18 protein-coding genes and 1 riboswitch are annotated in these 17,906 nt (G+C 74.8%); of the genes, 9 read left to right on the forward strand and 9 right to left on the reverse strand.

The window, feature by feature from the left end; all coding sequences use genetic code 11:
• Window positions 1-167: 167 nt before the first annotated feature.
• From HB370_RS11815 to HB370_RS11825, 3 genes are read left to right on the forward strand one after another with little or no spacing between them, the layout of a single operon-like run.
• A complete protein-coding gene (locus HB370_RS11815; RefSeq protein WP_030783415.1) occupies window positions 168-1,208 on the forward strand; it encodes a MoxR family ATPase in 1,041 nt (346 codons plus the stop codon).
• Complete coding sequence (locus HB370_RS11820; protein ID WP_030783412.1) at window positions 1,208-2,569, forward strand: DUF58 domain-containing protein; 1,362 nt, start codon at window positions 1,208-1,210, stop codon at window positions 2,567-2,569. Before HB370_RS11815 ends, HB370_RS11820 begins: the two co-directional genes overlap by 1 nt.
• Window positions 2,566-4,944, forward strand: coding sequence for a DUF3488 and transglutaminase-like domain-containing protein (locus tag HB370_RS11825; RefSeq protein ID WP_030783409.1), 2,379 nt, complete (start codon window positions 2,566-2,568; stop codon window positions 4,942-4,944). Before HB370_RS11820 ends, HB370_RS11825 begins: the two co-directional genes overlap by 4 nt.
• 82 nt (window positions 4,945-5,026) lie before the next feature.
• On the opposite strand, the gene HB370_RS11830 is transcribed toward HB370_RS11825, so the two are convergent.
• From HB370_RS11830 to HB370_RS11840, 3 genes are all read right to left on the reverse strand, one after another.
• Window positions 5,027-5,410 (reverse strand): DUF3040 domain-containing protein, encoded by a 384-nt coding sequence (locus HB370_RS11830; protein ID WP_030783406.1) that lies wholly within the window; start codon window positions 5,408-5,410, stop codon window positions 5,027-5,029.
• A 303-nt stretch (window positions 5,411-5,713) separates the two neighbouring features.
• Window positions 5,714-6,484, reverse strand: a complete 771-nt coding sequence (locus HB370_RS11835) for a methyltransferase (RefSeq protein ID WP_030783403.1) — start codon at window positions 6,482-6,484, stop codon at window positions 5,714-5,716.
• Between the two features lie 197 nt (window positions 6,485-6,681).
• Entirely contained in the window at window positions 6,682-7,269 is a 588-nt protein-coding gene (locus tag HB370_RS11840; protein WP_030783400.1) for an SAV_6107 family HEPN domain-containing protein, read from the reverse strand.
• A gap of 152 nt (window positions 7,270-7,421) precedes the next feature.
• On the opposite strand from HB370_RS11840, the gene HB370_RS11845 reads away from it, so the two are divergent.
• The 3 genes from HB370_RS11845 (at window position 7,422) to HB370_RS11855 (ending at window position 10,627) form a co-directional block, all read left to right on the forward strand.
• Window positions 7,422-8,051, forward strand: coding sequence for a TetR/AcrR family transcriptional regulator (locus tag HB370_RS11845; RefSeq protein WP_030783397.1), 630 nt, complete (start codon window positions 7,422-7,424; stop codon window positions 8,049-8,051).
• Window positions 8,052-8,454: 403 nt separating this feature from the next.
• Window positions 8,455-9,057: a DUF4126 domain-containing protein gene (locus HB370_RS11850; protein ID WP_030783393.1), complete on the forward strand. Its 603-nt coding sequence runs from the start codon at window positions 8,455-8,457 to the stop codon at window positions 9,055-9,057.
• Window positions 9,058-9,115: 58 nt separating this feature from the next.
• The gene (locus HB370_RS11855) at window positions 9,116-10,627 is read left to right on the forward strand and encodes an NAD(P)/FAD-dependent oxidoreductase (protein ID WP_030783391.1); all 1,512 of its coding nucleotides are present in this window, start codon (window positions 9,116-9,118) and stop codon (window positions 10,625-10,627) included.
• 16 nt (window positions 10,628-10,643) lie between these two features.
• Here the strand turns inward: HB370_RS11855 and HB370_RS11860 are convergent, their stop codons facing one another.
• The 6 genes from HB370_RS11860 to HB370_RS11885 form a co-directional block, all read right to left on the reverse strand.
• On the reverse strand, window positions 10,644-11,591 hold the full coding sequence (locus tag HB370_RS11860) for a membrane protein (RefSeq protein WP_030783388.1): 948 nt from the start codon (window positions 11,589-11,591) through the stop codon (window positions 10,644-10,646).
• Window positions 11,592-11,663: 72 nt separating this feature from the next.
• Window positions 11,664-12,587, reverse strand: a complete 924-nt coding sequence (gene metF / locus HB370_RS11865; protein ID WP_051815693.1) for a methylenetetrahydrofolate reductase [NAD(P)H] — start codon at window positions 12,585-12,587, stop codon at window positions 11,664-11,666.
• A 122-nt stretch (window positions 12,588-12,709) separates the two neighbouring features.
• The gene (gene thiE / locus HB370_RS11870; protein ID WP_030783383.1) at window positions 12,710-13,357 is read right to left on the reverse strand and encodes a thiamine phosphate synthase; all 648 of its coding nucleotides are present in this window, start codon (window positions 13,355-13,357) and stop codon (window positions 12,710-12,712) included.
• Between the two features lie 119 nt (window positions 13,358-13,476).
• Entirely contained in the window at window positions 13,477-13,842 is a 366-nt protein-coding gene (locus HB370_RS11875; protein ID WP_030783380.1) for an Rv2175c family DNA-binding protein, read from the reverse strand.
• A 109-nt stretch (window positions 13,843-13,951) separates the two neighbouring features.
• Window positions 13,952-15,184 (reverse strand): FAD-dependent oxidoreductase, encoded by a 1,233-nt coding sequence (locus HB370_RS11880; RefSeq protein ID WP_030783376.1) that lies wholly within the window; start codon window positions 15,182-15,184, stop codon window positions 13,952-13,954.
• A 32-nt stretch (window positions 15,185-15,216) separates the two neighbouring features.
• Window positions 15,217-15,567 carry a hypothetical protein gene (locus HB370_RS11885; protein WP_030783374.1) on the reverse strand — a complete coding sequence of 117 codons (351 nt, stop codon included), beginning with the start codon at window positions 15,565-15,567 and terminating at the stop codon, window positions 15,217-15,219.
• 53 nt (window positions 15,568-15,620) lie between these two features.
• A riboswitch (TPP riboswitch) is annotated at window positions 15,621-15,731 on the forward strand.
• Between HB370_RS11885 and thiO the strand changes: the two genes are divergently transcribed.
• The 3 genes from thiO to HB370_RS11900 all read left to right on the forward strand — a co-directional run bounded on the left by thiO (window position 15,729) and on the right by HB370_RS11900 (window position 17,905).
• Complete coding sequence (gene thiO, locus HB370_RS11890) at window positions 15,729-16,898, forward strand: glycine oxidase ThiO (RefSeq protein WP_030783372.1); 1,170 nt, start codon at window positions 15,729-15,731, stop codon at window positions 16,896-16,898. Its footprint overlaps the riboswitch before it by 3 nt.
• A complete protein-coding gene (gene thiS, locus HB370_RS11895; RefSeq protein WP_030605552.1) occupies window positions 16,895-17,107 on the forward strand; it encodes a sulfur carrier protein ThiS in 213 nt (70 codons plus the stop codon). The genes thiO and thiS overlap by 4 nt, the downstream gene beginning before the upstream one ends.
• A 3-nt stretch (window positions 17,108-17,110) precedes the next feature.
• Window positions 17,111-17,905, forward strand: coding sequence for a thiazole synthase (locus HB370_RS11900; RefSeq protein WP_030783369.1), 795 nt, complete (start codon window positions 17,111-17,113; stop codon window positions 17,903-17,905).
• The last annotated feature ends 1 nt before the right edge of the window (window position 17,906 follow it).

The raw sequence follows: 17,906 nt of genomic DNA on the forward strand, positions 1-17,906 counted from the left end.
TCGCCGGGGGCAGTTGTCCACAGGCGGTGACACCAATCGGTAACGGCAGCGAGAATGCGGAGTGAGGCACCATGCGGAACCTTTTCCGCGTGGTGTCCGTGTTTCGGGGTGGGCCGGTTGCGCAGTGACAGCGTCGGCCCGGCAATGAATGGGCCGAGGAGGGCCGGGTGACGACCTATGACGATCGAGCGAGCCTCACAGATGTGACCGCCACAGTGGAACGGGTGCGCGGTTCGGTGGAGGGCGTGATCGAGGGCAAACCCGAGGTCGTACGGCTCGCGCTGACCGTGCTGCTCGCCGAGGGCCATCTGCTGATCGAGGACGTCCCCGGGGTGGGCAAGACCATGCTCGCCAAGGCGCTGGCGCGGTCCATCGACTGCTCGGTGCGGCGCATCCAGTTCACTCCCGACCTGCTGCCCTCGGACATCACGGGTGTGTCGATCTGGGACCAGCAGCGCCGGGACTTCGAGTTCAAGCCGGGCGCCATCTTCGCCCAGATCGTGATCGGCGACGAGATCAACCGCGCCTCGCCCAAGACCCAGTCCGCGCTGCTGGAGTCCATGGAGGAGCGGCAGGTCACCATCGACGGGCAGACGTACGAACTGCCCAGCCCCTTCATGGTCGTGGCCACCCAGAACCCGGTGGAGATGGAGGGCACCTATCCGCTGCCCGAGGCCCAGCGCGACCGCTTCATGGCCCGCGTCTCCGTCGGCTATCCGAGCGTGGAGTCCGAGCTGCGGATGCTCGACGTGCACGGCGGGGTCAGCCCCCTGGAGGACCTCCAGCCGGTGGCGCACGCGCACGAGATCGTGAAGCTGGTCGAGGCGGTGCGCGGCGTGCACGTCGCCGAGCCGGTCCGGCGGTACGCGGTCGAGCTGGTCGCCGCCACCCGTACCCACCCCGACCTCAGACTCGGCGCCTCCCCGCGCGCGACGCTGCACCTGCTACGCGCGGCCAAGGCCACCGCGGCCCTGGCCGGCCGGGAGTACGCGCTGCCGGACGACGTGCAGGCGCTCGCCGTCGCCGTCCTCGCCCACCGCCTGCTGCCCACCGCGCAGGCCCAGCTCAACCGCCGCACGGCCGAACAGGTGGTGCTGGAGATCCTCCAGCGCACCCCGGTGCCCGCGGCCCCCGGCCGGCCGGGCGGACCCGGTGATCTCGGCCGGACCATCCCCACCTACCCGCAGCAGCCTCCGCGAGGTCTGTGATGAGCCCCGGGGGGACCGGGCCGGCCGAGCCCGGACGCGGGCAGGCGGGCGGGGTCCGCACGGCCCTGTCGGGCCTGACCACCCGCGGCCGCTCCTTCCTCGCGGCCGGGATCGCCGCCGCGGTCTGCGCGTTGGTGCTGGGCCACAGCGATCTGCTGCGGGTCGGGCTGCTGCTCGCCGTGCTGCCGCTGATCTGCGCCACCGTGCTGTACCGCACCCGCTACCGGGTGGCCGCGAGCCGCCTGCTCGCCCCCGCGCGGGTGCCGGCCGGCGGCGAGGCCCGGGTGCACCTGCGCATGGACAACGTCTCCCGGCTGCCGACCGGCCTGCTGATGCTCCAGGACCGGGTGCCCTACGTCCTCGGGCCGCGCCCCCGGTTCGTGCTCGACCGGATGGAGCCGGGCGGCCACCGCGAGGTGTCCTACCGGGTCCGCTCCGATCTGCGCGGCCGCTATCCGCTGGGCCCGCTCCAGCTGCGGCTGACGGACCCCTTCGGGATGTGCGAGCTGACCCGCTCCTTCGCGACGCAGGACATGCTGACGGTCATCCCGCGCGTCACCGCGCTGCCCCCGGTCCGCTTCGCCGGCGAGGCCAAGGGCTACGGCGACGGACGGAATCGCTCGCCGGCCCTCGCGGGTGAGGACGACGTCATCCCGCGCGGCTACCGCTACGGCGACGACCTGCGCCGGGTGCACTGGCGCTCCACCGCGCGCTACGGCGAGCTGATGGTGCGCCGCGAGGAGCAGCCCCGGCGCGCCCGGTGCACCGTGCTGCTGGACACCCGTGGCGGTGCCTACGAGGGCGCGGGCCCGGACTCGGCCTTCGAGTGGGCCGTCTCCGCCACCGCCTCGGTGCTGGCGCACATGCTGGAGCGCGGCTTCTCGGTGCGGCTGCTGACCGACGGCGGCAGCACGGTGCCCGGCGAGGGCGGCGACGGCTTCGGGGGCACCGGCCAGGAGTCGGCGGAGACGGCCGGGCTGCTGCTGGACACCCTCGCGGTGATCGACTACTCCGACGGAACCGGTCTGTCGCGCGCCTACGAGGTGCTGCGCACCGGCAACGAGGGGCTGCTGATCGCCTTCCTCGGCGACCTGGACGAGGAGCAGGCCGCCACGGTCGCCAAGATGAGCCGGCGCGGCGGCGGCGCCGTCGCCTTCGTGCTGGACCCCGACGTGTGGACGCGGGAGGCGACCGACGTGCCACGGGCCGGCGACCGGCACGAGGAGCGGCTGCGGCTGCTGCGCGACGCGGGCTGGACGGCGCTGAGCGTGCCGCGCGGCGCCGCGGTGGAGGAGCTGTGGCGGCAGGCGGACCGGGAGCGCTCGGGCCTGGCGTCGCTGAGCGGGGAGGCTCGGGGATGAGCGGACGGGCACGACTGGCGCTGTGCGCGGCGGCGGCCACGCTGATGGCCTCCTGCGCGCTGCTGCCGCTGGTCTCCGAGCCGACCTGGCTGCTGCAACTGGTGCCGCTGGTGGCCGTGCAGGCCGGGGTGGGCGCGGCGGCCCGGCGGATCCCGCTGGGCCGGTCGCTGACGCTGGCGGCCCAGCTCCTGGTCACCCTGGTGCTGCTGACCCTGGTGTGCGCCCGGCAGCACGCGATCGCCGGGCTGATCCCGGGCCCGGACACCGTCCGGTACCTCGCCGAGCTGCTCCGTCAGGGCACGGACGACATCGGCCGGTACGCGATACCGGCGCCGGTGACCGACGGCATCAGGCTGATGCTGATCGGTGGTGTGCTGCTGGTCGGGCTGCTGGTGGACACGCTGGCGGTGACCTTCCGCAGCGCGGCCCCGGCCGGACTGCCGCTGCTCGCGCTGTACTCGGTGGCCGCGGGGCTGTCCGACGGCGGCGCCGACTGGCTGTGGTTCCTGGTGGCGGCGGCCGGTTATCTGATGCTGCTGCTCGCCGAGGGCCGGGACCGGCTCGCCCAGTGGGGCCGGGTCTTCGGCGGCCCGCCCCGGATACCGGGCGCCCCGGCGGCGGTGCCGCTCGCGCCGGTGCGCACCGGCCGCCGGATCGGCGCGGCCGCGCTCGGTGTGGCCCTCGTCCTGCCGCTGGCGCTGCCCTCGCTGCCCGGCGGCCTGCTGGAACGGGCCCGGGAGGGCGTGGGGGCGGGCGGCGTGGGCGCGGTCTCGGCGGTCGACCCGCTGGTGGCGCTGCACGACAACCTGAACAGCGAGGACGCCCGCCAGGTGCTGTCCCTGCGGACCAGCAGCAACGACCTCTCCGATCTGTATCTGCGGATCGTCTCCCTGGACGACTTCGACGGCACCACCTGGAAGGCGTCCCGGCGCGCCTACGCCGACGTGCCGGACCCGCTGCCCACGCCGGCCGGTCTGGGCGGGGCCGTCCGGCGCGACACGATACGGACGACGATCACCGCGGAGGACACCTACGCCCAGGACGCGCTGCCGATGCCCTACCCCCCGAGCCGGGTGCGGGTCAGCGGCCGGTGGCGGTACGAGCCGGTCGGGATGACCCTGTCCGGCGACCGCGGCCAGACCACGCGGGGCGAGCGTTACGAGGTCACGAGCCTGGACGTGGAGCCGACCGCCGAACAGCTGGCCGCCGCGCCGCCACCGCCGGCCGCCCTGTGGGAGCAGTACACGAAGGTGCCGTCCTCGTTGCCGAAGGTGGTGGCCCGCACCGCCAAGGAGGTCACCGCGGGCGCGCGCAGCCACTACGAGGAGGCCGTCAAGCTCCAGGACTACTTCGCCGTCACGGGGGGCTTCCAGTACGACACCCAGGTGGAGGCCGGCCAGGGTCCGCGCGCCATCGCGAACTTCCTGGAGGACAAGCAGGGCTTCTGCGTCCACTTCTCCTTCGCGATGGCGGCGATGGCGCGCACGCTCGGCATCCCGGCCCGGGTCGCGGTGGGCTTCGCGCCGGGCAGTCCGCAGTCCGACGGCACGGTCGTGGTGAACCAGCGGGACGCGCACGCCTGGCCCGAGCTGTACTTCGAGGGCGTGGGCTGGACCCGTTTCGAGCCCACCCCGACCCGGGGCACCACGCCGTCGTACACCCAGTCGGACACCCCCGGCAGCTCGCTGCCGGACGAGACGCTGCCGTCCCGGCGCGCGTCCTCGACGCCCTCGGCTGCGGCCTCGCCGAGCGAGAGCTGCGCCGGGGGGCCGAGCCGGCCCGAGTCCTGCGACAGCCCGTCCGCGGCGGCAGTCCCGCACCACGACCCCGACGACTCGGACTGGTGGGTGTGGCCGCTGATCGGGGTGGGCGCGCTGCTGGTCCTGGTGGTGCCGCTGTCGCCCCTGCTGTGGCGGCGGCGGACGCGCGCGCTGCGGCTGGGCGGGCACGACCGGACCCCGGGGGGTGCCGCGGCGCACACCCTGGCCGCCTGGCAGGAGCTGACGGACAGCGCCTGGGACCACGGCATTCCCCCGGACGAGTCGCTGACCCCGCGCAAGGCCGCCGAGCGGATGGTGCGGCTGGGGCGGCTGGAGCCGGCGGCCGGGGCCGCGGTGCACCGGGTGGCGGACGCGGTGGAACAGGTGCTGTACGCGCCCCGGCCGCGCCCGGCGGCGGGAACGGCGCGGGACGTGCGCGAGGCGGTCGAGGGCCTGCGGAGCGTGGCGAGCGCCGGGACCCGGCTGCGGGCGCTGTTCCTGCCCCGCTCGTCGGCCCGGGCGTGGTGGGCGGTGTCGGCCCGCTGGTCGGCGCTGCGGGCCCGGGCCGCGGCGGCCCGGCCGGTCCTGCGCCGCCCGTCCCGGCAGCAGGGCTGAGCGGCACCGCGGGCACGGCACTTGCGGGCACGGCTGAGGGGCGGCCACCTTCCGGTGGCCGCCCCTCACGTGTGTCCCGGGGTCAGCGGCCCTGTTCGTCCCGGCGGCGCTGCCAGCGCTCTTCGATCCGGTCCATCATGGAGCGTCTGGGCCGCACCTGCCGACGGGCGATGCCTGGTGGCTGCTCGCCCGGTTTGGGAGCCTTGCGCCAGCCGGTGACGGCCAGCACGGCACAGCCCAGCATGACGAGGAAACCCACCACGCTGACCCAGATCAGCTGCATGACCATTCCGGTCATGAGGAGCGCGATACCGATGAGGAAACCCGCGACCGCCTGGTAGACCCGCCGGCGGGTGTACGTCCGCAGCCCGTTTCCCTCAAGCGCCGACGCGAACTTGGGATCTTCGGCGTACAGCGCTCGCTCCATCTGCTCGAGCATGCGCTGCTCGTGCTCCGAGAGCGGCACGGAGTCCTCCTCATCGTGCAGTCGCCGGGGCGACCCGGGGGGTCCCTTCAGGATAGGCAGGGAATCGCCCCCGTGAAACCCGCCCCTCTACGCCAATTGGCCAACCGGATTCCGTCATGGCCGTCCGGCTCGCTGAGGCTTCCATTCCCCGGCGGCCGTCTCGTCATGCCGAGCGGTGTACCTCGATCATACGGCGCAAACCGCTCGATCGGGGGGCCTGTGGCGTACTCCATCCGCGGCCGAGGCGCTGATCAGCGCCTGTTCCCGATGGTGCACTCAGGGCACAGGGCGCCCCCATGGCACTCAGCCCCCGGCGGTACCGGCAGTCTCGCCGAGCACGTGGAGCTGGGTGGCGACGGAGCGGAACGCGGGCAGTTCGGCCGCCGCGGCCTCCAGCCTCAGCAGCGCGTCCACGGCACCGGGCTCGGTGTCCACCAGGACGCCGGGCACCAGGTCGGCGAAGACCCGCACGCCGTGCACCGCGCCGACCCGCAGACCGGCGCCCTCGACCAGCGCGGTGAGCTGCTCCGCGGTGAACCGGCGGGGCATCGGGTCGCCGCTGCCCCAGCGGCCGTCGGGGTCCTGGAGCGCCTGGTGGGCCTCGGTGAAGTGGCCGGCGAGGGCGCGGGCGAGCACGGCGCCGCCGAGGCCGGCGGCGAGCAGGCTGAGGACGCCCTCGGGGCGCAGCGCGGCGACCGCGTTGCGGACGCCCTCGGCCGGGTCGTCCACGTACTCCAGGACGCCGTGGCACAGGACGGCGTCGTAGCCGCCGGGCTCGACCACGTCGAACAGGCCGTGCGCGTCGCCCTGCACGCCCCGGACCCGGTCGGCGACGCCGGCCTCGGCGGCACGGCGCTCCAGGGCGAACAGGGCGTTGGGACTGGGGTCGACCACGGTGACGCGGTGGCCGAGGCGGGCGACGGGCACGGCGAAGTTCCCGCTGCCGCCCCCGGTGTCGAGGACGTCCAGCGAGTCCCGGCCCGTGGCCTTGACCCGGCGGTCGAGAGCGTCCTGCAGGACGTCCCAGACCACGGCGGTACGCAGGGAGGCGCGGGGGCGCGACGGGTCCGACACGGCAGTTGACTCCTCGGCGGGGCTGAGCGACTTCAGGCGACTCCACCCTATTGCCTTCGGCCCCGCGGCAGGTCATCACGTCGGCGTCCGCCCCCGTGCGTCGCGCCCGGGCCCGCCTCGGTACGCGTCACAGCCGAGGCGCGGCCGGTGCTCGACGTGGCCGACGGGCGGGCCGGTGTCGTACTGGCGGGGCGTGGTCAGCCCGTGTCCGGGAGGGGGCCGTGCGGGCGTGGGGCGCCGGGTGCGGGGCCGTCCGGCGCCTGCGGCGCGTCGGTGTCCCGGCGGGGCTGGGGCAGGACCGGCTGGAGGGCGAGCATCCGCTCCACGATGCGCAGGAACATCGCCGCGTCGCGTATCAGGTCGTCGGCGTCCCGGCGGCCGGCCGCGCCCCGGATGCCCGCCTCGGCGCGGGCGCGGCGCGCGGCGCCTGAGGCGAACAGCGCGCTCCACTCAGTCAGCTCCGGGGCGATCTCCGGCAGCACCTCCCAGGCGCTGCGGATGCGGGCCCGGCGGCGCGCGGAGGTCTCGGGCCGGCCGCGGGCGGCGAGCACGGCGGCTGCGGTGCGCAGGGCGGCGAGATGGGCCGTGGCGTAGCGCTCGTTCGGGGTCTGGAGGAGCGCGGCCTCCTCCAGTCCGGCGCGGGCCTTGGCGAGCAGGTCGAGCGCGGCGGGCGGGGCCGTGGCCCGGCGGAGCACGGGGTGTACGTCGCTCGCGGGGCCGGTCAGTGAGGGGGCAGGGCCGGTGGCGCGGCGCCGGCGGGCGGCGGCCGCGGACGAGTGGGCCATGACGAACCTCCTGTCGTCTGGGTGACGGCACGCGTGCCGTATGTGCCCATCGTGAGGTATGCCACTGACAATCCGTTCTGAGCTGGGCTTTCCCCGCGGCCGAGGGGGCGGGCGCGGCCATCGGGGCCCGGGCACCTGTGAGAATCGGGGCCATGGAAAGCACCAGCGCCAGGGCCGGCGTGAGCACGCGCCGCGAGGCCACCCGGCAGAAGCTCTACGAGGCTGCCGTCACGCTCATCGCCGAGCAGGGCTTCTCCGCGACCACGGTGGACGAGATCGCCGAGCGGGCCGGGGTCGCCAAGGGCACGGTCTACTACAACTTCGCCAGCAAGTCCGTCCTCTTCGAGGAGCTGCTGCGGCACGGCGTCGGCCTGCTCACCGCGTCCTTGAAGGAGGCGGCGGAGGGCACGGCACGCGCCGGGGGCGGCAAGGTGGACGCGCTGGACGCGATGATCCGCGCGGGCCTGGTCTTCATCGACCGCTACCCGGCCTTCACCCAGCTGTACGTCGCCGAGCTGTGGCGCACCAACCGGGCCTGGCAGTCCACCCTGATGGTGGTGCGGCAGGAGGCCGTGGCGGTGGTGGAGGGGGTGCTGCGCGAGGGGGTGGCGGCCGGCGAGTTCAGCGACGAGATCGACGTGCCGCTGACGGCGGCGGCGCTGGTCGGCATGGTGCTGGTGGCCGCGCTCGACTGGAAGTCCTTCCAGCCGGAGCGCTCCCTGGACGATGTCCACGCGGCCCTGTCCCGGCTGCTCCAGGGCCGGGTCAGCGGCCGGATCTGAGGCAACCGGGTCCGAAGGGCGCCGAAGAGAGGCGCACAGAGCGGGCGCCGGACCGGTCGTTCCCGGTCCGGCGCCTGCCCGTTTCCCCCGTGATCCCCCGTACTTCCTCCCGTACTCCCCCGTACGGGTTCCCCCTGTGCGGACCCCCGTGGCGGTCGTCCCCCGAGGCCCCCCGTCTCGCTTCCGCCGACGGGTCGGCGGAAGGAGCGGCCGGTGACCGGGTACCGTTCCGCCGCCCCGTGTCGGCGGTGCGGGCCGGTCCCCCTGCCGTGGCTCCACTCTCCCGTCCCGGCGGCCGGTGCCCCATCCGCGCGCGTACTCATCCGGCGGTCTGAGTACCTGTACTCAGCCCTCCGCGCGCGTGCCCAGGCGGCCCGCCCCCGGGCTGGCTACGATCGCCTCCGTGTCCGTTCTTCCCCTGGTCTTCACCAGCGGCTGGGCCAGCGGTGTCAACGCCTACGCGGTGGTGCTGCTGCTCGGCCTGTTCGGCGTGACGGGGGTCGGTGACGACGTGCCGGGGACCTTGCAGCGCCCGGAGGTGCTGATCGTCGCGGGTGTGCTGTTCCTGTGCGAGGCCGTCGCCGACAAGATCCCGTACGTGGACTCGCTGTGGGACTCCGTGCACACCGTGGTCCGTCCGCTCGCCGGCGCCTGGGTGGGGGCGCTGCTCGCCGGGCAGAGCGGCTCGGTGTCGGATGTGGCGGCCGGGCTGCTCGGCGGTTCCACGGCGCTGGCCAGCCATACCGTCAAGGCCGGGACGCGGATGGCGGTCAACGCCTCGCCCGAGCCGTTCAGCAACATCGTGCTGAGCGTGGCCGAGGACCTCGGGGCCGGGGGCGTGGTCGCGTTCGCGGTGTTCCATCCCGTGGCGGCGGCGGTCGTCGCGGGCGTCCTGCTGGCCGGCGGGCTGCTGGCCCTGGTGTTCCTGTTCTCGCGCATCCGGCGCTTCCTGCGCCGCCGGGCCCGTCGGCGCGAGGCGCGGCGGATCGCCTCACGGCCCCGCTGACCCGCGCCGGGGCCGCCCGGCGGCCGGGTTGTCGGTGGCGGTCGATAAAGTCGCGGACATGGCACGGATTGCGGTGATCGGCGCCGGGATGGGCGCGATGGCGGCCGCCGCCCGGCTGGCCGTCGCGGGCCACCGGGTGGTGGTGTACGAGCGTACGGAGACGTACGGCGGCGCGGTGCGCCGGTTCGAGCGGGACGGCTTCGGCTTCGACACGGGCCCGGGGCTGCTCACGCTGCCCGCGGTGTACCGCGATCTGTTCGTCAAGACCGGCAAGGCGCCGCTGGAGGACCGCGTCGAGCTGGTCCAGGTCGACCCGTCGTCGCGGCACGTCTTCGCGGACGGCAGTGAGGTGTCGCTGCCCAACGCCACGCGCGCGGGGGTCGTGGCGGCCCTGGACGAGGCGCTGGGCGCGGGCACGGGCGAGCGCTGGGGTGACTTCCTGGTGCGGGCCCGGGAGGCCTGGGACCGTACCCGCCGGCCGCTGCTGGAAGAGCCGCTGTGGCCGAACTGGCGGGTGCTGGCCGAGAAGGAGCCGTATCCGGCGGTGCCGCACAAGCGGCTGCTGCGCACGCGGCGGGCCGCGACCCTGGCCGAGGCCGGCGCCTGGGAGCTGCGGGACGAGCGTCTGGCGGCCCTGCTGACCAGCCACGCGCTCGCCCACGGCCTGGACCCCCGGACCGCTCCGGCGAGCGCGGCGGTGCTGCCGTACATGGAGCACGCCTTCGGCACCTGGTATGTGCGCGGAGGCATCCGGGAGTTGGCGCGCGCGGTGTACGAACGGTGCCTGGAGCGACGGGTGGAGTTCGTCTTCGGCACCGAGATCACCCGGATCGTGGAGAAGGACGGCCGGGCGGCGGGGGTGGAGCCGGCCGGGGGCCCGGTCGCGGAGGCGGACCACGTCGTGGCGGACGTCCATCCGGCGCGGCTGCGGGCCCTGACGGAGCGTCCGCTGGACGGTGAGGAGGATGTGCGGGCCGACCCGGGGGCCGCGGCGTCCGCCCGGTTCACCGTGCTGCTCGCGCTGCGCGGCGCCCCGGAGCCCGGTGCCGCGCACCGCACGGTCGTGCATCCGGCGCACCCCGAACGGGAGTGGGACTTCCTGGCCTCGCCGGGCGGTGCCGAGCCGCCCACACCGACGGTGACCGTGCTGCGCCCCGACGACCCCGCGCTCCGGCCCGACGACGGGCACGAGTCGGCGGTGCTGACCGCCGTGGTGCCCGCGCGGGCCGCCTGGGACGACGAGCGCACGGTCGCCCGGTACGCGGATCTGCTGCTGGAGGCCGCCGGGCGGGCGATACCGGGGCTGCGCGACCGGCTGCTGTGGCACGAGGTGCGGGCGCCGGGCGCCACCGAGGAGGAGACGGGCGCCCGCGCGGGGGCCGTGCCCGCGCCCGCGCTGGCGGCCGGCCAGGGCCGCTTCCTGCACCCGGCGAACAGCACCCGGCTGCCGGGGCTGTACCGGGTGGGCGGCTGGTCCCACCCGGGCGGCGGCCTGCCGCACGCCGGGATGTCGGGCGCGCTGGTGGCCGGGCTGATCGTGGAGGGTCCGGAGTTCCGCGGCTCGCAGTGAGCGCGGGCCGGGCGGCTCAGAAGCGGTACTGCTCGTCGTACCCGGCCCCGCCCGGCTGCCGCGGGTAGGGCTGCTCCTGCGGGAGTTCGCCGCCGTGGCTGTCGTCGGTGCGCTGCTGCGGCACCCACACCCCGCCCGGCGGGGTCTCGGGGTATCCGGCGGGGGCGTACGGGTCCTGGGGGTGGCCCGGCTGCTGTCCGTACTGCTCGGCGGGGCCCTGGTCGTAGGCGGCGTAGGGCCGGCTGCCGATGTAGGGGTCCGAGTAGTTGGCGTATCCCTGCCGGCCGTCGGGGGTGTCGTAGCCGTAGTCCTGGGCGTCGTAGCCGGTGTAGCCGTAGGCGGGGGCCTGCGGGTCGGGGGCCGGGTAGCCGGGGGTGCCGTAGCCGTCGTAGCCGCCGGTGTCCCCGGGGGCGGGCTGGGGGGCGTGGACGGCGGTGGTCTCGGCGGCGGCCGGTCCGGCCGGGCGGGCCGCGGCGGGCGTGAAGACGTCGTCGCGGTCGTCGTCGAAGTCGCCGGGCGTCCGGGCGGCGCCGTAGGTCACCTGGTCGGGGGTGTAACCCTCCAGGTCGAGGGCGTAGGACTCCTCGTCGGTTCCGGGGAACGCGGGGGCGGTCTCCGGGACGGCCGGGGCGGTGTCCCGCGCGGCCGGGTCCTTCCGGCCCGCGCGCCCCCGGCGCCGCTTGCTGCCGCCGCCACCGGCCTGGGGGCCGGGACGGCGGACCGCCCAGCCGGAGGCGAAGCCCCGGCGGAACGACAGCGTGACGTAGGTCTGACCGACCGCGAAGGCGATCGCGCCCAGCGCGATGACGATCACGGAGGGCAACAGCACACCGATCACGACGCCGAGGAAACCGGCGAAGGCCAGCAGCCGCCAGCGCAGCCGCGCCTTGTACTGCAGCAGCACCTCGCCCAGCAACCACAGCGCGACGCCGCCGAACGCGATGTAGAGGACCGTCCAGCCCATGTACGCCCCTCTCCCAATGACCGTTACTGCCAGTGACCGCTACGCAGTGTGTCCTATCGCGGTGCGGCCGGTCTAGGCCTGCGGGGGGTGGTGCAGGCCCAGGTTCTCGTAGATCTCCAGGGTCGCCGTGGAGTTGTTCAGCGTGATGAAGTGCAGTCCGGGCACTCCCTCGGCCAGCAGCCGGGCGCAGAACTCCGTGGCGGACTCGATACCGATGGAGCGTACCGCCGCCGGATCGTCCTTCGCCGCCAGGATCCGCTCTTTCAGGGCGTCCGGGAAGCTGGCGTTGCTGAGCTTCGGCAACCGTTCCAGCATCTTCACGCTCGTGACCGGCAGGATCTCCGGGATCACCGGGGTGTCACAGCCGGCCGCCACCACGCGGTCGCGCAGCCGCAGATACGACTCGGGCTGGAAGAACATCTGTGTGATGGCGTAGTCGGCGCCCGCGCGGCACTTGTCCACGAAGTGCGCGACGTCGGTGTCCCAGTCCACGGAGCGCGGGTGCATCTCGGGGAACGCGGCCACGCCCACGCAGAAGTCGCCCGACTCCTTGATGAGCCGGACGAGTTCGGCGGCGTAGGTCAGGCCCCGGGGGTGCGGGACCCATTCGCCCATGGGGTCGCCGGGCGGGTCGCCGCGCACGGCGAGCATGTTGCGGATGCCGGCGTCGGCGTACTGGCCGATGATGTTGCGCAGTTCGGCGATGGAGTGGTCGACCGCGGTGAGGTGGGCGACCGGGGTCAGCGTCGTGTCGGCGACGATCTGCTGGGTCTCCTTGACGGTGCCCGCGCGGGTGGAGCCGCCGGCGCCGTAGGTCACGGAGACGAAGTCGGGGGCGACCGCCTCGACCCGCCGGAGCGCGCTCCACAAGTTCCGCTCGCCCTTGGGAGTCTTCGGCGCGGAGAACTCGAACGAGTACGTCGTCTTGCCGCTGGCGAGCATATCGCGCACGGTGCGTGCGCGATCAGTCCTGGTGGACGGGGTTCCGAGGGCCATACGGGCAGGTTAGCCAGGGGCGGACGGTCCCCCAACCACGCCTCGGAAATATGCCCGAATTGTCGGGACGTTGTCCATCCCTTGGACAGTTTCCGCCAGACGGCGGGCCGCTCGGCCCCGTCCTAGACCTGCCGCAGCCGCTTGGCGAACTCCGCCGCCGCCGCGCCGGGGTCGTCCGCCTCGGTGATCGCGCGCACCACGACCACCCGGCGGGCCCCCGCGTCCAGCACCTGGTCGAGGTTGCCCAGGCCGATGCCGCCGATGGCGAACCAGGGGCGGTCGGTGCCCAGGCCCGCGGTGTGGCGGACCAGACCGAGGCCGGGGGCGTGGCGGCCGGGCTTGGTGGGGGTGGGCCAGCAGGGGCCGGTGCAGAAGTAGTCCACGCCGTCCTGGACGGCCGCGGCGGCGGCCTCCTCCTCGGCGTGCGTGGAGCGGCCGATCAGCACCTCGTCGCCGAGGATCGCGCGGGCGGCGGGCACCGGCAGGTCGCCCTGGCCGAGGTGCAGCACATCGGCGCGGGCGGCGTGGGCGACGTCGGCCCGGTCGTTGACCGCGAGCAGCTTGCCGTGCCGGGCGCAGGCGTCGGCGAAGACCTCCAGGTGCTCCAGTTCCTCGGCGGCCTCCATGCCCTTGTCGCGCAACTGCACGATGTCGACGCCGCCGGCCAGCACCGCGTCCAGGAACTCGGGCAGGTCGCCCTGGCGCTTGCGGGCGTCCGTGCAGAGGTACAGGCGGGCGTCGGCGAGCGCGGCGCGGGCGGTGTCGGACATGCGTGGGTCCCCCCGTGGTCGGTGTGCCTGGTGGTTTCCGGCGGTGGTGTCCGGGCGTGGTTCCCGGCGGCGGGTGTGCGGGCGGCCGGCCCGCACACCCTCTCGTACCGCGGGTCGGCTCAGACGGCGAGCGCCTGGGCGCGGCGCTTCACCTCCGTGCCGCGATTCTCGCTCAGGGCCTGCGCGGGGGTGCCGGGCAGGGTGGGGTCGGGGGTGAAGAGCCACTCGATCATCTCTTCGACCGTGAAGCCGTCGTCCCGCAGCAGCGTCAGGGTCCCGGACAGGCCCTTGACCACCTTGTCCCCGTCGATGAAGGCGGCGGGCACGTGCAGCGCCCTGTTCTCACCCCGGCGTACGGCGATGAGCTGGCCCTCCTTGACCAGCTGCCTCACGCGCGTCACCTCGACGCCGAGCATCTCGGCGATGTCGGGAAGGGTGAGCCACTCGGGGACGAGAGCATCGATCTTTGCGTCAATCTCGGTCACAGCACCCAGGGTAGGCGCTCCGCCGGTCCCGCCGCGATGTGTCGTCGGCCGTCCGCGGGTGCGTTGTGGCTGGTGGGGCCCCGGAAGCCGGACGCTCCGAGGGACGCGGTCAGTCGGCCGTGGCGTTCTTCAGCGGCCGGGCCGGGTCCGTGAGGGCCTCCACGTCCATGGTCCGGCCCGCCTCGATCAGACGGCGGCCCTGGGCGAGGTCGCGGGGGCGGCCGACGGCCAGCAGGGCCACCAGGCGGTCCTCGCACAGCCAGCACACCGTCCACGACGGGCCCGCCGGGTCGCCGCGCCAGACCATGCGCTCGCCCGCCGCGTGGTGGCCGGCGTACTGCACGAACCGGCCGAACTGCTCCGACCAGAAGTAGGGCACCGGGTCGTAGACCGCCGGGGTCTCGCCCAGGATGTCCGCGGCGACCGTGCGCGGGCCCTGGAGGGCGTTGTCCCAGTGGTGGACCAGGAGCCGTTCGCCGTAGCGGGCCGAGGGGAAGGACGCGCAGTCGCCGACGGCGTACACGTCCGGTACGGAGGTGCGCAGCCGGTCGTCGGCGAGGACCTCGCCGTGCGCGCCCAGCTCGACGCCGGAGCCGGCCAGCCAGGCGGTGGCGGGACGGGCGCCGATGCCGACGACGACGGCGCCCGCGGGCAGCCGGGTGCCGTCGGCGAGCAGCACCGCGCCGGGCTCGACGCGGTCCACGCGCGCGTGGGTGCGCAGGGTGACGCCCGCGTCGGCGTACCAGCCGGCCATGGGGGCGGCGACCTCGGCGGGCAGGGCGCCGGCCAGCGGCTGGCCGGCGGCCTCCACGACGGTGACCGCGCAGCCGGCCTCGCGGGCGGCGGTGGCGAACTCGGCGCCGATCCAGCCTGCGCCCACGACCACGATGTCGTGCTGCCGGGCGAGGACGGGGCGCAGCCGTGCGGCGTCGTCCAGGGTGCGCAGCAGATGCGTGCCGGGTACGCCCTCGGCGCCGGGCAGGGTGACCGGTTCGGCGCCGGTGGCGAGGACGAGGACGTCGTAGGGCACCACGCCGTGCTCGGTGTCCAGCTCGCGCGCGGCGGGCCGCAGGCCCCGCACCTCGCAGCCGAGCCGCAGTTCGACGCCGAGGGACTCGAAGTCCACGTCGAAGGCGGAGCCCTCGGCGGTGCCCAGCAGCACCGCCTTGGACAGCGGCGGCCGGTCGTACGGCTGGTGCGGTTCGGCGCCGATGACGGTCACCGGGCCCTTGAAGCCCTGTTCCCGCAGGGCGACCGCGGTCTGCACCCCGGCCATGCCCGCGCCGACGACGACCACGCGCCGTCGCTGTGCCGTGCCCTCGTGCGGTGTCTGCTCGCTCACGCGATCACCTTAGACACATGACGGAACGTCAGTCAGCGGGCGTGCTCGGTGACCTGCTCCACAACGCTGGTGCCGGAGCCCGGCGCGGACTCCCACTCCCAGGTCTCCGCCAGCCGCAGCCGCCCGTCCGCGAGCTCCTCGACCGTGGACACGCAGTGCCCCGAGGCGGTCGTCCCGTCGGTCCTCAGCTGCACGTACCGGAAGTCCAGCCGGTCCCCCTCGCGGGTGCCGACCAGATGGCCGCGTACCACGTCGCCGCCCGCGTACTCGGCCCACACCGCGCCGTCCTGCTCGTGGTAGGCGAACCGGGTGCGGGTGCCCACCTGTCCCGGGGCCTGGTCCGACACGGGGGCGAAGAGAAGTCCGTCGAGCGAACGGGCCATGGAACGGGGCTCCCTTACGGGTGAGGAGGGCGGCGGGCTAGGGTGGCCACCGTACAAGCACTCGCGGGAGCCCGGACGACCGGGCTGAGAGGGAGGCTCGCGGCCTCCGACCGTACGAACCTGATCCGGGTCATGCCGGCGAAGGGAGGGGCTCACCGCCCATGTCCTCACGTACGTCCGACGTCCTCGTCATCGGGGGCGGAATCATCGGCCTGGTCACGGCCTGGCGCGCGGCGCAGCGCGGGCTCGCCACGGCCGTCGTGGACCCCGCGCCCGGCGGCGGGGCCGCGCGGGTGGCGGCCGGGATGCTGGCCGCGGTCACCGAGCTGCACTACGGCGAGGAGACCCTGCTCGGCCTGAACCTGGCCTCCGCGCGCCGCTATCCCGCCTTCGCCGCCGAGCTGACCGAGCTGACCGGTCACGACCTCGGCTACCGCCGCTGCGGCACCCTCGCCGTCGCGCTGGACTCCGACGACCGCGCCCACCTGCGCGAACTGCACGCCCTCCAGCAGCGCCACGGCCTGGAGTCGGAGTGGCTGTCGGGGCGGGAGTGCCGCCGCCTGGAGCCGATGCTGGCGCCCGGGGTGCGCGGCGGGCTGCGGGTCGACGGTGACCACCAGATCGATCCGCGCCGGCTGGCGGCGGCCCTGGTCGTCGCCTGCGAGCGGTCCGGTGTGGTGTTCCACCGGGTCCGGGCCGAGCGCCTGGACGTGGCCGGGGACCGGGCCGCCGGTGTGACCACGGCCGACGGCACCGGGCTGCGCGCGGAGCGCGTGGTGCTCGCCGCGGGCAGCCTGAGCGGGCGCCTCGCGGGCGTGCCGGCGGAGGTGCTGCCTCCGGTGCGGCCGGTCAAGGGCCAGGTGCTGCGGCTGACCGTGCCGCCCCGGTACGCGCCGTTCCTGAGCCGGACCGTGCGGGCCGTGGTGCGCGGCGGCCCGCTGTACCTGGTGCCCCGGGAGAACGGGGAACTGGTCGTCGGCGCCACCAGCGAGGAGCTGGGCTGGGACACCACGGTCACCGCCGGCGGCGTGTACGAGCTGCTGCGCGACGCCCACGAGCTGGTGCCCGGCATCACCGAGCTGCCGCTCACCGAGACCCTGGCCGGTCTGCGCCCCGGCTCCCCCGACAACGCGCCGCTGCTCGGCCCGTCCCGTCTGCCCGGGCTGCTGCTGGCGACCGGGCACTACCGCAACGGGGTGCTGCTGACGCCGGTCACCGGGGACGTGCTGGCGCACGCCCTGGTCACCGGTGAGCTTCCCGAAGAGGCACGTCCGTTCACCCCGCGGCGCTTCGGTGCCGCCCGCACGGAACAGCTGGAGCAGCCCGTATGAGCATCTCCGTCACCATCTCGGTCAACGGCGAGCCCCGCCGTGTCGCCCCGGGCACCGCGCTGGACGCGCTGGTGCGGACCCTCACGGCGGCGCCGCGCGGGGTGGCCGCCGCCGTCAACGAGACCGTCGTCCCGCGCGCGCAGTGGGCGACGACCGCGCTCGCCGAGGGCGACCGCGTCGAAGTCCTGACCGCCGTACAGGGAGGCTGAGCCATGGCCGACGATCCTCTGGTCCTCAAAGACCTCACCTTCTCCTCCCGGCTGATCATGGGCACGGGCGGGGCGCCCAGCCTTGAGGTACTGGAGCGGGCGCTGGTCGCCTCCGGCACGGAGCTGACGACGGTGGCGATGCGCCGAGTGGACCCCTCGGTGCACGGCTCGGTGCTGTCGGTGCTGGAGAAGCTCGGCATCCGGGTGCTGCCGAACACGGCGGGCTGCTACACCGCCGGCGAGGCCGTGCTGACCGCCCGGCTGGCCCGGGAGGCGCTGGGCACCGACCTGGTCAAGCTGGAGGTCATCGCCGACGAGCGGACGCTGCTGCCAGACCCGGTGGAGACGCTGGAGGCGGCGGAGACGCTGGTCGACGAGGGGTTCACGGTGCTGCCGTACTGCAACGACGACCCGGTGCTGGCGCGCAGGCTGGAGGACGTGGGGTGCGCCGCCGTCATGCCGCTGGGCTCGCCGATCGGGTCGGGGCTCGGGATCCGCAACCCGCACAACTTCCAGCTGATCGTGGAGCAGGCGAACGTGCCGGTGATCCTGGACGCGGGGGCCGGTACGGCGTCCGACGCGGCGCTGGCGATGGAGCTGGGGTGCGCGGGGGTGATGCTGGCCTCCGCGGTGACGCGGGCGCAGGACCCGGAGCTGATGGCGTCCGCCATGAGGCTCGCGGTGGAGGGGGGACGGCAGGCCCGGCTGGCGGGCCGGATCCCGCGCAGGTACCTCGCCGAGGCGTCGTCCCCCACGGAGGGCCTGGCCCGGCTGGATCCGGAGCGGCCGGCGTTCTAGG

This window comes from Streptomyces sp. DSM 40868 (genome assembly GCF_011820545.1).
GTDB classification, from domain to species: domain Bacteria; phylum Actinomycetota; class Actinomycetes; order Streptomycetales; family Streptomycetaceae; genus Streptomyces; species Streptomyces eurythermus.